The sequence below is a fragment of the Cystobacter fuscus DSM 2262 genome, from assembly GCF_000335475.2.
In the GTDB taxonomy this organism is placed as follows: Bacteria; Myxococcota; Myxococcia; order Myxococcales; family Myxococcaceae; genus Cystobacter; species Cystobacter fuscus.
On sequence record NZ_ANAH02000015.1, the window covers coordinates 83,388 to 97,761 of the forward strand.

Sequence of the window (14,374 nt, forward strand, 5' to 3'; positions counted from 1 at the left end):
CAAGGAGGGCCTCGAGCGCATTCACGTGTCCAGACCCTCGGACGTATTCGCGCCTTCGGTCACGCGTCTCGAACCATCTTCAGTTCCAAGTGATAGGGTGGGTGACGGTTGACGACAATGAGTCGAATCACTCTGGTTAAAACCTTTTTGTGAGGGCGGTTGAGCCTTGAGAGCCCCCCCTGAGAAGGACCTGGAGTCACCTGGTGCGCTGATCGAGGAGAGCACGGAGGATCTCTATGAGAACGCACCTTGTGGCTACCTCTCCACGCGCCTGGACGGAACCATCATCAAGGTCAACCAGACATTCCTGAACTGGACGGGTTACTCACGGGAGGAACTCCTCGCGGGCAAGCGGTTCCAAGACGTGCTGGCCATTGGAAGCAAGATCTTCCATGAGACGCATTATGCACCCCTGCTGCGAATGCAGGGGTTCGTCAGCGAGCTCAACCTCGAGTTGGTGCACAAGGATCGCCAGAAGATCCCGGTCCTGATCAACACCCTCCAAAGAAGGGACGCGGCCGGAAATCCTCTCGTGAACCGGACGACCGTCTTCAACATCTCCGAGCGCAAGAAATACGAGCAGGAGCTGTTGCTGGCCCGGAAGAAGGCCGAGCAGGCCACGAAGGCGAAAGCGGACTTCCTGTCGATGATCAGCCACGAGATCCGCACCCCCATGAACGCCATCGTGGGGATCTCGAATCTCCTGCGGGAGACGCGGCTGTCGTCCGAGCAACAGGAGTATGTCCGCATCCTGGGCTTCTCCTCCGAGAACCTCCTCAACCTGCTCAACAACATCCTCGACTTCAGCAAGATCGAGGCGGGCAAGGTAACGCTGGAGGAGCGCGGCTTCGATATCCGCCAGTTGATCCACAACACCGTCTACAGCCTCGGCGTCAAGGCCGAGGAGAAGGGCCTGAAGGTCCAGGTCGACCTCGACGAGCGGGTACCGGCCTGCCTCCGCGGGGACCCGATCAAGATCGGGCAGCTCCTCACCAACCTGTTGAGCAACGCCATCAAGTTCACCGAGAGAGGTGGTGTCACGGTGGCGCTGCGGGTCCAGGAGTTGTTCCCGGATGCCGCGTCCCTCGAGTTCAGGGTCACCGACACGGGAATCGGCATCTCCGAGGATCGCCTGGGGCCCATCTTCGAGGAGTTCACCCAGGCCAGCTACGAGACCAGCATGAAGTACGGAGGGACCGGCCTGGGCCTCGCCATCAACCGGAAGCTGCTGGAGCTGTACGGCAGCAAGATGTCCGTGCAGAGCACGCCGGGAGCGGGGTCATCGTTCTCCTTCAACCTGCGCTTGAAGATCGGGCAGGACGCCGGCCAGCCGGAGGGCCCGAGGGAAGGCGCTCCAGACGAGCAGACCCTCCGGGGTGTCAAGGTCCTGGTCGCGGAAGACAACGAGGTCAATGTCTTCGTGATCGAACGCTTGCTGCGAAGGTGGGGTGTCGAGTTCGAGGTGGTGGCGAATGGACATCGGGCCATGGAGAAGGTCATGGCGAATGCCTACGATCTGGTGTTGATGGATCTCCAGATGCCGGAGCTGGATGGTTACGACGCCACCCGGAAGATTCGAAGTCTTCCCGAGGAGAGATTCCGGAGGCTGCCCATCATCGCGCTGACCGCCTCCTCGCGGATCGGAATGGATGACCGGTTGGAGCACGCGGGCTTCACGGACTTCGTCGGCAAGCCCTTCAAGCTCGAGGAGCTCTTCGCGAAGCTCGCCAGGTACGCCTCCCGGGCCTTGCCCCTCCAGGAGCGCCGCCAGCCCGTGTGGGCACGGGCACAGGAGGTAGCGGACTCAGCCCTCCCCTCGCGGAACTTCAACCTCGAGGGCTTCAGGAAGCTGACCGCGGGGGACCCGGAGGGACTGGTCGAGCTGCTCTCCATCACCCTCACGGGGTGTGAGCACTACAAGCGGGACTTCCAGGACGCGCTCGAAGCGGGCAGCCTGAAGCAGTTCAAGTTCCATACCCACAAAATCAAGATGACCCTGGAGCTGCTTCAGGCCCACGCACTGCGGGCCGCTCTCAAGGAGGGCAAGGCACTCCTCTCCGAGCAGGGGGACAATCCCGCCAGAATCCAGTCCATCGGGCAGGTCATCCAGCGGGAGCTGGATGCCATCATCGATGGCCTGAAGATGGAGCTGGGCAAGGGGTAGTGCCCCGCTTCCAGCGGAAATGCCGACGCCCTCTCCCCTGGCTCGTACGATGGGCGCACGGGCGCGGCGCCCTCTCCGCCCCCCGGCGGGCCTTCTTCCTCGACTTCACCCCCGCCCGCCGATCTCTGGGTGCCCCCCTCGCCTCCCATGCTCTATGCTCCCCTGCCCCATGCGCTTTGACATCGAAGCAAAGGCCTGCCATCAGCCTCGGGAGGAGCGCGACGCCTCGGAAGGTGTGGTCCGGGGAGGAAGTGCGCCGAGGGGGATGAGCTCCATGCGGGCCATGAAGAGGGACCGAGTCAGCCCATGAGCGCGAGCGGCGGGGTCATCCTCATCGAGAACGCGAACCCGTTACGGGCGCAGACCATCCAGGCGATCGAGGCCGCGCGCCATGAATGCGTCGCCGTGGAAGACCTCGCGGAGGCCATGGCCGAAGCCAGGAGGCAACGTCCCCTCATGCTCATGCTGGACTGCTCGTCCTTCATGCCAGCGGAGGAGAGTACCCTCACCCGGTTGCAGGAGCTGCGGCGGATGGTGGGCGCCCCCCTGGTCCTCCTGGCCAACCTGGAGACCCCCACCGAGTTCATCGAGAGCCTCAATCAGATGGGCGCGGATGACTGCCTGCTCAAGCCGCTGCGGCAGCATCAACTCCAGCCCCGCTTCGAGGTGGCCGCCACCGCCACGCCTCGCGTGTCCCCCGCGGCCCTGGGAAGGCTGGGCCCGAAGGTCGTCTCCCTCCTGCATGGGCGGCAGAACTTCGCCTGGCGCACGGGCGAGCTGCTCGAGCAGAGTGGCTACCACGTGCGCTACGGCTCGTTCGAGGACGAGCACGAGCCGCCCCCCGAATCCAACATCGAGCTGCACATCCTGTGCGCCGCGTCGCGCGAGGAGCTGGCCCAGGTGCTGCGGCTACGCCACCCGGAAGAGACCCGGGCGGGGTCGCGCTGGTTCCTCATCTGCCCCGGAGGTCCCGGGGAGCTCGTCACCCACTCCGGCGGGGGACTGGTGGCCGGCTTCGACATGGCCCAGGTCTTTCCGGAGCACGTCGTCCAGAAGGCCAATGCCTGGTTCTCCCGCGTCAGCAATGCCCTCCAGCCCGAGGCACGCGTGCCCTTCTTCTGCCCCGTCGAGTATCGTGAGGCGGGCAACCTCTTTGGCGACTGGAACTCCTGTTACTCGTATGACCTCAGCCCCGGGGGCATCTTCCTGCGCACGCTCGTGCCGGCACGTCCGGGGGCCGCGGTGGAGCTGAAGATCCACCTGACCACCCACCGCACGGAACTGCGGGGCTCGGGGGTGGTGGCCTGGGCCAATACGTATGCCCAGCGCAAGGCCTTCTCCCATCCCGTCGGCATGGGGGTGCAATTTCTCGGGATGAGCCCCAAGGGACTCTCGCTGCTGCGCGAGTTGTGTGGTGTGGATCCCACCGCGCGCGACAAGCCGGAATGAACGGCTCGCTCCGTCTGGAGAACGTGACGATGACACGCAAGAAGATCCTGCTCGTGGATGACTCCAACACCGTGCTGCTCATGCACCGGATGATGCTGAGTGGCGGCGGCTACGAGCTGCTGATCGCCCGCAATGGCGTGGAGGCGGTGGACCTGGCGCTGCGCGAGCGGCCGGATCTCATCTTCATGGACGTCGTGATGCCGCAGATGGACGGCCTGCAGGCCTGCAGGCGCATCCGCGCGAGCCCGGAGATGCACGCCACCCCCATCATCATGGTCACCACCCGCGGAGAGCCGCACAACGTGAAGGCCGGCTTCGAGAGCGGCTGCACCGAATACATCACCAAGCCCTTCGACAAGGGCGATCTGCTCCAGAAGCTGCGCCAGCACCTCGGCGAGTAGCCGTCCCTCTCGTGTCCTCATGAGCCAGGACCCTCCCTCCAAGCCCGCGACCCCCGACCCGGAAGCACTCCAGGGCACCGACGAGCGTCTGGGAGAGCTGCGGGCGGAGAACGCGTCCCTGCGCACCCAGTTGGAGGCCTTGCACCAGGAGCGGGCCCGGCTCGAGGAGCGGCTGTCCGAAGCGGACGCTCGGGTGACGAACCTGGTGGGCCTGTACGCGGCCAGCCACCGGCTGCACGAGACCTTCGAGCGGTGGGCCCTGCTCGACATCCTGCGCGACATCATCAACAACATCGTCGGCTCGGAGGAGCTGGGCATCTTCGAGCTCGATGAGGGCAGCTCGACGCTCGTGCTGGTGCACTCCATGGGCATCGAGCCGGCGGGCTTCCAATCCATCCCCCTGGGCCACGGCATCATCGGCCGGACGGCCCTCACCGGGCAGCTCTTCGTCGCCAGTGAGGGCAAGGGCCCCCCCGCCGCCAGCAACGAGTCGGCGCTCACCGCCTGCGTCCCGTTGCGCATCGGCAGCCGCGTCTGGGGCGTCATCGCCATCTTCGGCATGCTGCCTCACAAGCCCTCGCTGGGTGATTCGGACCTGGAGCTCTTCGCGCTGTTGGAAAAACAAGCGGGTCTGGTACTGGCCGCTTCCGAGATGGAGCCCGATGGACATCGATCGTGACGAGCTGCTGAAGGTCTTCCTCCTCGAGTGCGATGAGGTCTTCGCCCTCATGGAGGAGCAGCTCGTCGGACTGGAACAACAGCCGGATCCCGAGCGGCTGCGGACCATCTTCCGCGCGGCCCATACCCTCAAGGGCAACGCCACGTGCGTGGAGCTGCCCGCCTTCGTGGAGTTCACCCACGAGCTGGAGGACCTGCTCGAGCACCTGCACACCGGGGAGCTCGCCGTATCGCATGAGCTCGTGTCCCTGCTGCTGTCGGCCGTGGATGCGATGCGGGAGCTGCGAGGGCAGCTCGCGATGGGCCAGGTCGAGCTGACGGCCCAGCATCGCGCCCTGATGGCGCTCATGACGCGCTGGGCCCGGAAGGAGCTCACGGCCCCGGCTCCGGCCACCAGCGAGAAGGAAGCCTCGCCTCCCGCCCCGCCCCCTCCCTCCGAGCCGCCCGGGCGCAAGCCCCTGGCCGAGGAGGAGCGGGCGCGCAACCTCCGCGTGGGCATCAACAAGCTGGACCAGATGGTGGATCTCATCGGCGAGCTGTCCATCGCCCAGGGGAAGTTGACCGCCATGCTCGAGGGCGACCGGCCGCGCGAGCAGCTCATCGAGGCGAGCCGCGACGGCGAGCGCCTGCTGCGCGAGTTGCAGGAGCTGGTGATGAACGTGCGCATGGTGCCGCTCGGCCCCACGTTCCGCCAGTACGTGAGGACCGTGAGGGACCTGGCCGCGGCGCGGGGCAAGCACGTCGAGCTCGTCTTCGAGGGCGAGGACGTGGAGATGGACACCGCGCTGGTGGAGAACGTGAGGGATCCGCTGCTGCACATGATCCGCAACGCCATCGACCACGGCATCGAGACCCCGGACATCCGCCGGGCACGGGGCAAGCCGGAGCTCTCCCAGCTCAAGCTGCGCGCCGCCCATGACGCGGGCGGCATCCTGCTCGAGGTCATCGACGACGGGGCGGGCCTGAACAAGGAGCGGATCATCGAGCGCGCCCGCGCGCTGGGGCTCTCGCGGGAGCCCGAGGCGCTGCCAGAAGCGGAGCTCTTCTCGTTCATCTTCGAGCCGGGCTTCTCCACCGCGCGCGAGCTCACCGCCACGTCGGGCCGGGGCGTGGGCATGGACGTGGTGCGCCGCAACGTGGAGGCCCTGCGGGGCAAGGTCACCGTGCGCAGCAGGGAGGGACACGGGGTCACCCTCTCCCTCCGGCTCCCCCTCACGTTCGCCATCATCGACGGGTTCCTGGTGGGCGTCGGCGAGGAGACGTACGTCGTGCCGCTCGAGGCCGTGCACGAGTGCATCGAGCTGCCCGAGGGCGCGCGGGGGCGCAGCGGGGAGCGCGATGGGGTGCTGAACCTGCGGGGCGAGGCCATTCCCTATCTCCGGCTGCGCCACCTCTTCAGCCCCCACACCCCGGCGCCGGCGCGCGAGAGCATGGTCATCGTCCAGCACCCGCAGGGCAAGGTGGGCCTGGTCGTGGACATGCTCCACGGGGAGCGCCAGACGGTCATCAAGCCCCTGGGCTCGCTGTTCAAGGACCTTCCGTGCATCTCGGGCGCGAGCATCCTGGGCAACGGGCGGATCGCGTTGATCCTCGATGACGCCGCGCTCCTGCGAGAGGCCACCCGGGCGAGGCGCTCCGCGGCGTCCTGACCGAAGAGGTGGAGGAAGAGGAAGGGCTCGCTGACGGGGGCCCGGCTGGATCCCCATCTTCCCTGGTGGGACGGCCGGGTGGAGCCAGCCGCCCCTGTTCCCTCAGCGCGCGGAGGAGCGAGCGATGGCACAGCGAATGGATGTTCGGGTGGGCATGGCGGTGAAGAGCAGGGATGGGCACCGGATGGGCAGGGTGATCGGCCTGCTGGAAGACGCCTTCGTCGTGGAGAAGGGCGTGTTGTATGCCCGGGACTATCGGGTCCCCTTCTCCGCCGTGGAGCGGCTCGAGGACGAGGACATCCACCTCGTCCTGGACAAGGAGCAGATGCACAAGGCGAGCCTGGGCGAGGTGCTGGATGCGTCGATCGGCAACGGGTTGACCCTCGGACCCCAGGCGTTGAGCGAGGCCCGCATGGACATCACCAGGTTCCAGGACCACGACGCGTCCGACGCACGCCCCGAGGGAGAGAAGGACGAGGAGGCGGCACACCATCCGTAGGCCCCCCGTACGCCACCTCCAGCCGGGAGCCGGACGGTAGGGCCACCAGCATGCCTGGCACGGACCCGGAGTCCTATCCGCCGGGCCTCGGGTGGCGCGTGCGTGGAGTGGCGCGTAACCTCCAGGGGCCGCGACTCCTGACGCATGAGGTCGGCGGACGAGGGTGCGACTTGGCTCCTGTGTTGCGGGTGCTCGTGGTGGATGACTCGGCGGTGGTGCGCCAGGGCATGCTGATGCTGCTCAAGCACGTGCCGGACATGGTGGCCGAGGTGGCGTCGGATCCCCTCATCGCCCGGCAGAAGATGACGGGCCACCGGCCGGACGTGATCCTGTTGGATCTGGAGATGCCGCGCATGGACGGGCTGACGTTCCTGCGCGAGCTGATGCGGGAGGACGCACCGGTGCCGGTGGTGGTGTGCTCGGGGCTGGCGGGACCGGGCACGGAGCTGGCGGTGCGCGCGCTGGAGGAGGGCGCGGTGGAGATCATCTCCAAGCCTCCGCTGGGCGTGGGGGAGTTCCTGCGCGAGTCCCGGATGCGGTTCGTGCAGTCCCTGCGTGACGCGGCGAAGGCACGTCCCCGGCCGGAGCGCTACATGCCCCCGGCACGGATGGAGCCGGAGCCCGCGGAGCGGCCCGTGGCCTCCCTGCTCACGGTGACGACGGACAAGGTGGTGGCGGTGGGGGCCTCCACGGGGGGCACGGATGCGCTGCGGCAACTGCTGCGACCCATGCCTCCGGACTGCCCGGGGATCGTCATCGTGCAGCACATGCCGGAGCAGTTCACGTTGGCCTTCGCCCGGCGGCTCAACGAGCTGTGCCGCATCGAGGTGAAGGAGGCGGAGCAGGGGGATCGGGTGCTGCAGGGCCGGGCGCTCATCGCGCCGGGCAACCGGCACCTGCGGGTGCGGCGCACCGGGGGCCACTACCAGGTGGAGGTATTGGACGGGAAGCGGGTGTCGGGACACAAGCCGAGCGTGGACGTGCTGTTCCACTCGGTGGCGCACGCGGCGGGGGCGAACGCGGTGGGCGTGCTGCTCACGGGGATGGGCGAGGACGGAGCGGATGGGCTGCTGACGATGAAGCAGGCCGGCGCGGCGACGATTGCCCAGGACGAGGCGAGCAGCGTGGTGTTCGGCATGCCGCGCGCGGCCATCGAGCGGGGCGCGGTGGATCAGGTGCTCCCGCTCACCGCCATCAGCGAGGCCATCCGGCGCCGGGCCCGCCAGGGCTGAGCGGGTGCCGTTTCAGCTCGACGTGGGCACGCGGACGACGAAGGTGTAGTCCACGTCGATCGGCTTGCCCTGCGTGGTGGCGGGAGTGACGCGCCAGGTGGACAGGGACTCGAGCAGCTCCTGATTCATGTAGGGCAGGCCATTGAGCAGCCGGCAATTCGTCACCCGGCCCTCGCGGGTCACCACGCAGCGCACCAGCGCGGTGCCACGCACGTGCTCGGCCTGGGCCTCCGGGGTGAGCCGGGGCTCCCGTCCGCTCACCCGCTGGGGCCGCGTCATCACCGAGGGATCGAAGGCCACGGGCTCGCCCGACTCGAGCGACATGCCGTCTGACTGGGGCCGCCTCGGCTCGGACGCCCTCGCCGCCATGGAGGTCCTCGTCGCCGCCTTCGCCTCGGGCACGGGCCGGGCCGCGCGCTTCGAGGCCTTGGGGCGTTCGGCCTTCACCACGGGCTCCGGGGCTGGCGGAGGCTCGGGCGCCGGAGCCGGCTCGGCGATGGGCTCGGGCGCGGGGGTCGCCGCGACCGTCGCCCGAGAGGCCGTGGCGCACCCGGTCCCCCCCAGGGAGACCACCGCGGCCAGCAGGCACAAGAGGGCAAGTCGAGACTTCACGGACAAGACGGAGCCAATCATGGTGTAATTTTACACCAAAAAGGCCCCATGTGCTCACCCTTCCATGGGCCGGAGGGTGCCGGCGCTCTGGCGCTCGAAGCGCCACAGGAGCGCGAGGCCCACGAAGGTGAGACCCGCGCACAAGCCCCACCAGATGCCCACCACGCCCAGCTTCAGTCCGAAGCCGAGCACCAGCGCCACGGGCAGGCCCACCGCGTAGTGCCCCACCACGTTGGCCAGGAAGGTGAAGCGCGTCTCGCCCGCGCCGCGCAGCACGCCCGCGCCCACGCCCTGCACGCCGTCGGACAACTGGAAGACGGCGCACACCATCAGCAGGGGCACCACCAGGGGCCGCACCTCGGGGGGCGTGCCCATGAGGTCCGCCAGTTGCGGAGCGAAGAGGGCGTAGCCCAGTCCGGCGAGCGCCATGAAGGCCGCGCCCGAGGCGAACGCCATCATCCCGCTGCGCCGGGCGCGCGGCGTGTCCCGCGCCCCCACCGCCCAGCCCACGCGCACGCTGCCCGCGTTGCCGATGCCCAGCGCCATGGCGAAGGAGAGGCTGCCGTAGGAGATGGCGATCTGATGCGCGCTCATGCTCTCCGGGCTCACCCAGCGCGCGAGCACTCCCGCCAGGGAGAAGACGCCCACCTCCGCCGCGAGGTGCAGGCCGATGGGCACGCCCACACGCAACGCCTGGAGGATGTCCGCGCGCACCGGACGCACCCAGCCCGGTCCCGCCGCGCCCGGCGTCATCCGCACCGCCCACGCGACGATGGCCCACTGCACGAGCGTCGCCAGCAGCGTGGCGAGCGCCGAGCCCTTCACGCCCAGGGCGGGCATCGCGCGCAGGGGCCCGAGGAAGGAGGGCAGCCCCTCGCCGCCGAAGACGAACAGGACGTTGGCCGCGAGGTTGAACACGTTGGCCACCACGGTGGACACCACCAGGACGTGGGGCCGCCCCACCCCCTGGAGGTAGGCCCGGGCGGTGATGAAGAGCAGCACCAGCGGCAGGCTGGGCGCGCGCCAGGTGAGGTAGTCCTGGACCTCGGGCAGCTCCGGGAAGCTCACGCCCACGAGCGGCAGCAGCCGGGGCCCCACCACCAGGGGCACCGCCAGCACCGTCCCGACGATCAGCGCCAGGTAGCTGCCCTGCCAGAAGAGCACCCGCGCGCGGGAGAAGTTGCGCGCGCCGATGGCCTGGGACACCAGCGGATCCAACCCCATCATCAGCCCCATGGCGAAGCTGCTCAGGGCGAAGAAGATGGAGGAGGACAGTCCCACCGCCGCCAGCGCCTGGGTCCCCGCGCGGCTCACCACCGCCGTGTCCACGAAGCCCATGAGGTGCTGGCCCGCCTGGGCGATGGCGATGGGCAGGGCGAGCTTCCAGAGTTGCTGGAGTTCCTCGCGGCGGCTGGGAAGGGGTTCGGACGTCATGGCAGCGGGGCCCTTATCACGGCCCGGCGTGCCCGGCGCGCGCGCCCCTTCCCCAACGCCATGCGTCAGTACACGACGGTGGGCTGGAAACGCGCCGTGGCCAGCGGCGTGGAGAGCTGGTTCACGTGGGACACGCGCACACCGGCGTCCGAGATGGCGTACACGTAGTCATCCGCCATCACGCTGCGGCGCACGTAGGGCTGGTACCAGTAGTTCCACCGGTTGGTGTCGTGGGTGCGGTACACGTCGCTCATGGAGAGCGAGCCCAGGGGAGTGAAGCCCGTGGCCCTATCCACGCGGAAGACGCGCAGGTCGCTCACGAAGTAGTCCCAGTAATAGCCCGAGTACGACGGGACCCAGTCGGTGAAGGGAATGGCCAGCAGACCCTTGGCCGCGAAGAAGTTGAAGGCCTTGTGATCATAGAGCGCCTCGCTCCCGCTGTTGGGCGAGCCCACCAGTTGAGTGAAGGCCTCGCGGGGGTGGGCGAGGTCGGACACGTCGAAGAGCGACAGCTTGAGTGAGCGCGAGCGCCAGTCGCCATTCTCCGCCACCTGCACGCCCAGGGTCAGCAGGTGCGTGTCGCCCAGCGGGTGGATGTACGTGGAGAAGCCCGGCACCTTGAGCTCGCCCACCTTGCGCGGGTGCGCCGGGTCCGAGAGATCGAAGGTGAAGAGCGGATCCACCTGGCGGAACGTCACCACGTAGCCCTTGTTGCCCAGGAAGCGCGCGCTGTAGATGCGCTCGCCCTTGGCGAGGTCCTCGCTGCGCCCCAGCGGCTTGAGCCGGTTGCCGTCCTGGCGCAGGGTGGAGACGCGGTTGGTCGTCTCGATGCGGCCCCAGGGGTTGCCGGCCTCCGCCACCCGCCAGGAGATGGTGGTGGCCGCGCGCAGCACGCCCTCGTGCTCATCCAGGCTGAACTGGTCCAGCAGGTGGCCCTCCAGGGTGCCGCTGGCCACGTAGCGGGCGTGCCCCGACTGCTCCAGGTCGAGCTTGTGGACGTAGGTGTAGTCCCGCTGCCCCGACTCCCACCACCACCACCAGTGCCGCGCGGTGAGGTAGAGCGCGCCGCCATTGGCGTAGAGGATGTCTGGCTGGGCCACCAGGGTGGTGCGTCCGGGCGCCTGCGTCACCGCCGCGTCCAGGTCGAGCGAGGCCACGGTGACGTAGCCGAGCTGCGTGGGCGCGTTCGTCCTGTGGAAGTCGCGGCAGTCCTGGGCCACCGGCACCCGGGTGCCATCCGGCTGCTTGAAGTACCCGTCCCGCCGCCAGTCCGACAGGGAGCGCGCGCGGATGAGCTGCTCGTTGGTGTTCTTGAGCGCGTCGATCTCCCGCTCCAGCCGCGGCGTGTCATTCCAGAGCCCTGGATCGTAGTCGGGGTACCAGCGCATCCCGGCGGGCCAGGCGAAGGACTCGTTCAACACCAGGCGCACCGAGCCGCCCGACAGCCGCGCGTCATGGTAGCCACCCGGCAGATACAACTCGCCCGTCACCTGGGGCGCGGAGAGCTGGGACACGTCCACCGTGGTGACCTTGGTGGAGGCGAGCCCACCGGCCACGCAGAGCGACAGGTAGTTGCACCCGATCGGCGCGCCACTCGAGCCACTCGAGCCCCCGGCCTCCGACGGGTTCGTATACACCTCGGAGAAGACGACCACCTTGTCGCCGTGCAGGAACATCTGCCGGGGCCAGCCCTCGATGGAGAGCGAGGACTCGGTGCGCAACGACTCGGCGGGCCAGGAGCGGTGGACATGGAGCTTCTGTCCGGAGAGGACGAAGAGGCGCGTGCCGTCGTTCTTCACGAAGTCCGCCTCGTCCACGCCGGCCACCTGGTTGTTGGTGCCCGTGTAGCTGCCCGGCGAGGTCGGCGAGCCCGGAGGGGCGCCCGAGCCCGAGCCCGCGTTCGGGGCGTTGGGAGACGCCACGTCATCCATGGGCACGCCGCCCCCCCGGCCCTGCCAGTAGGAGGGCTTGGAGCGCTCCAGCGAGGCGCGCATGTCGAGCACCGCGGCGTCCTCGATATAGGACTCGAGCTTCTCACAGCTCTCGAAGGACTCCAGCTTCGCCGACATCTGCACGGGCTGGTTCTCCGGGATGTCTCGTGAATCAGAGCACCCCACGAGGCCCACCAGCGCGAATACCACCCCAGCTTGTTTGTTTGAATGCATGACCCTGACTCCTCGCAACGTGTCTTCCGGCCGGGGCGCGTATTGCCACGCGTGTGCCAGCGGGGAGCGCGCGCCGGGTGTCTGGGATTCCAAGGGGTTGGCGCGGCGCACGCGGAGGCGGGGCCCTCGGAAAACCGAGACCCGGAGGAAGGGGTGGGCCAGAAAACCGCCAGCGAGCGCGCCGCCGCCTAGCGTCCCGCGAGGAGTTGGGTGAGCTGACGGGCCACCTGGGCGCACTGCTCGGCGTTCTGCGCCTGGAGGGCGGCGTGCCCCGACTCCAGGAGCGAGCGCACGTTGGCCACCGCCGCCTGGGCCTCCTCGCTGGGGTTGTCCTCGGCGGTGTGCTGCAGGAGCCGGGCGAGCTTCTCCCCCCGCTCCAGGAGCTTGCGGAACTTGTCCTCGGACTTGCGCGCGTCCTGCTGGGCCTGCTTCTGCGCGTACGCGGCCTGCTCCTTGCCGAGCCGATCGGCCTCCTTGGCCGGCAGGTGGGGACGTGCCTCCATACGCACCTCCTCGCTCAGGCCCGATTGCAGATCCACGGCGCGCACCGCGAGCAGCCCCTCGTTGGACAGCTCGAAGGTGACCTCCAGGGACGTGTCCGCGCGCGAGCCCGCCTGGAGGTTGCGCAGCACGACCTCGCCGAGCTTGCGGTTCTCGTCCTGCAGGTCGCTCTCCCCCTGGTACACGGGGATGCGCGCCTCGGTCTGTCCATGGCGGCCGGGGTGGAAGATCTCCTTGGCCACCACGGGCACCGCGCGGTTGCGGGGGATGAGGCGCCGCACCTTGCCGCCCAGCACCCCCACGCCCAGTGAGTTGCTCACCACGTCGAGCAGCAGCGCCGCGCCGGACTGACGCGCCAGCTCGTCGGCCTGGATGGCCGCGCCGAGCGCCACCGCCTCGTCGGGGTTGACCTCGGTGGAGGGGGGCTTGCCGAAGAAGTCCGTCACGAGCTGGCGGATGAGGGGCACGCGCGTCATGCCGCCCACCAGCAGCACCGTGTCCACCGCCGAGGGCTCCAGGCCCGCGTCCCTCATCACCGAGCGGCACACCGCCAGACAGCGCTCGGAGAGCGACTCGCACAGCTGGTTGAAGTAGGAGCGCGTGAGCACGGTCTCCAACCCCGTCAGCTTGCGCGCCGACTGCGACTGGTCCCCCAGGCCCGCCAGCGAGATGAGCGTCTCCTCGTACTCGGACAGTTCGCGCTTGGCCTGTTCGGCGGCCACCTTCAGCTTGTGCTGGGACACCACGTCGCGCTGCACGCTCTCGCGCAGCGGCTCGTCGATCTGCGACAGCAACCAGTCGACGATCTTCAGGTCGAAGTCCTCGCCGCCCAGCGCCGCGTCGCCCCCGGTGGCCTTGACCTCGTAGACGCCGTCGGTGACCTCCAGCACGGTCACGTCGAAGGTGCCGCCGCCCAGGTCGAAGACGAGCGCGTGGCCCTGGAAGCCCCGCGACAGGCCATAGGCGAGCGCCGCGGCGGTGGGCTCGTTGATGAGGCGCAGCACGTCCAGCCCGGCGATGGCGGCGGCCTCGCGCGTGGCCTGCCGCTGCCCGTCGTCGAAGTTGGCCGGAACGGTGATGACACACCGGCGCGTCTCACGTCCGAAGTAGGCCTCGGCGTCCAGCTTCAGCTCGCCGAGGATCATCGCCGACACCTGGGTGACGGGCACGGTGCGCCCGGCCACCTTCACGCGCACGTCCCCGGTGGTGCCGCCCAGGATGGGATAGGGCACCACCGAGCGCGCCGCCTGGACGAGCTCCGGGGTGAAGCGCCTCCCGATGAAGCGCTTGGTGGCCCACACCACGCAGTCCGGGTGCTCCGAGGCGAGCGCCTGGGCGGGAGCGCCCACCACGCGCTCGGTCGTGTTCGGGGTGAAGCCCACGACGGAAGGCGTCAGGCGCCCTCCGACGCGCGAGGGAATGACACGGGGCCGCCCCTCCTCCACGGTGGCCACCACGCTGTTGGTGGTGCCCAGGTCGATGCCGATGATGGGGTCACGCATGGAGGGAAACCAGGGTCCGGAGGGCAATTCCGTACGGTCATGATACGCCGGGAAAGCCGGACACTGGCGCGCCTCTTTCAGCGCTTCA

11 protein-coding genes are annotated in these 14,374 nt (G+C 68.8%); 7 read left to right on the forward strand and 4 right to left on the reverse strand.

Annotated features, from left to right (window positions below):
• The first annotated feature begins 166 nt into the window (after positions 1 to 166).
• From D187_RS25745 to D187_RS25775, 7 genes are all read left to right on the forward strand, one after another.
• Entirely contained in the window at positions 167 to 2,164 is a 1,998-nt protein-coding gene (locus tag D187_RS25745) for a PAS domain-containing hybrid sensor histidine kinase/response regulator (protein WP_002625591.1), read from the forward strand.
• 306 nt (positions 2,165 to 2,470) lie between these two features.
• Positions 2,471 to 3,613, forward strand: a complete 1,143-nt coding sequence (locus tag D187_RS25750; RefSeq protein ID WP_002625590.1) for a PilZ domain-containing protein — start codon at positions 2,471 to 2,473, stop codon at positions 3,611 to 3,613.
• Entirely contained in the window at positions 3,610 to 4,014 is a 405-nt protein-coding gene (locus tag D187_RS25755) for a response regulator (protein WP_002625589.1), read from the forward strand. The genes D187_RS25750 and D187_RS25755 overlap by 4 nt, the downstream gene beginning before the upstream one ends.
• 19 nt (positions 4,015 to 4,033) lie before the next feature.
• Positions 4,034 to 4,693 (forward strand): GAF domain-containing protein, encoded by a 660-nt coding sequence (locus tag D187_RS25760; RefSeq protein ID WP_002625588.1) that lies wholly within the window; start codon positions 4,034 to 4,036, stop codon positions 4,691 to 4,693.
• A complete protein-coding gene (locus D187_RS25765; RefSeq protein WP_002625587.1) occupies positions 4,677 to 6,341 on the forward strand; it encodes a chemotaxis protein CheA in 1,665 nt (554 codons plus the stop codon). The genes D187_RS25760 and D187_RS25765 overlap by 17 nt, the downstream gene beginning before the upstream one ends.
• Positions 6,342 to 6,465: 124 nt before the next feature.
• A complete protein-coding gene (locus D187_RS25770; protein WP_155893576.1) occupies positions 6,466 to 6,840 on the forward strand; it encodes a hypothetical protein in 375 nt (124 codons plus the stop codon).
• Between the two features lie 170 nt (positions 6,841 to 7,010).
• Entirely contained in the window at positions 7,011 to 8,072 is a 1,062-nt protein-coding gene (locus tag D187_RS25775) for a protein-glutamate methylesterase/protein-glutamine glutaminase (protein WP_043431549.1), read from the forward strand.
• Between the two features lie 12 nt (positions 8,073 to 8,084).
• Here the strand turns inward: D187_RS25775 and D187_RS54095 are convergent, their stop codons facing one another.
• The 4 genes from D187_RS54095 to D187_RS25800 form a co-directional block, all read right to left on the reverse strand.
• A complete protein-coding gene (locus D187_RS54095) occupies positions 8,085 to 8,705 on the reverse strand; it encodes an energy transducer TonB (RefSeq protein WP_002625584.1) in 621 nt (206 codons plus the stop codon).
• Between the two features lie 33 nt (positions 8,706 to 8,738).
• Complete coding sequence (locus D187_RS25790) at positions 8,739 to 10,118, reverse strand: MATE family efflux transporter (protein ID WP_002625583.1); 1,380 nt, start codon at positions 10,116 to 10,118, stop codon at positions 8,739 to 8,741.
• Positions 10,119 to 10,183: 65 nt separating this feature from the next.
• On the reverse strand, positions 10,184 to 12,283 hold the full coding sequence (locus D187_RS25795) for a beta-propeller domain-containing protein (protein ID WP_002625582.1): 2,100 nt from the start codon (positions 12,281 to 12,283) through the stop codon (positions 10,184 to 10,186).
• Positions 12,284 to 12,471: 188 nt separating this feature from the next.
• Positions 12,472 to 14,286, reverse strand: coding sequence for an Hsp70 family protein (locus tag D187_RS25800; protein WP_002625581.1), 1,815 nt, complete (start codon positions 14,284 to 14,286; stop codon positions 12,472 to 12,474).
• Between the last annotated feature and the right edge of the window lie 88 nt (positions 14,287 to 14,374).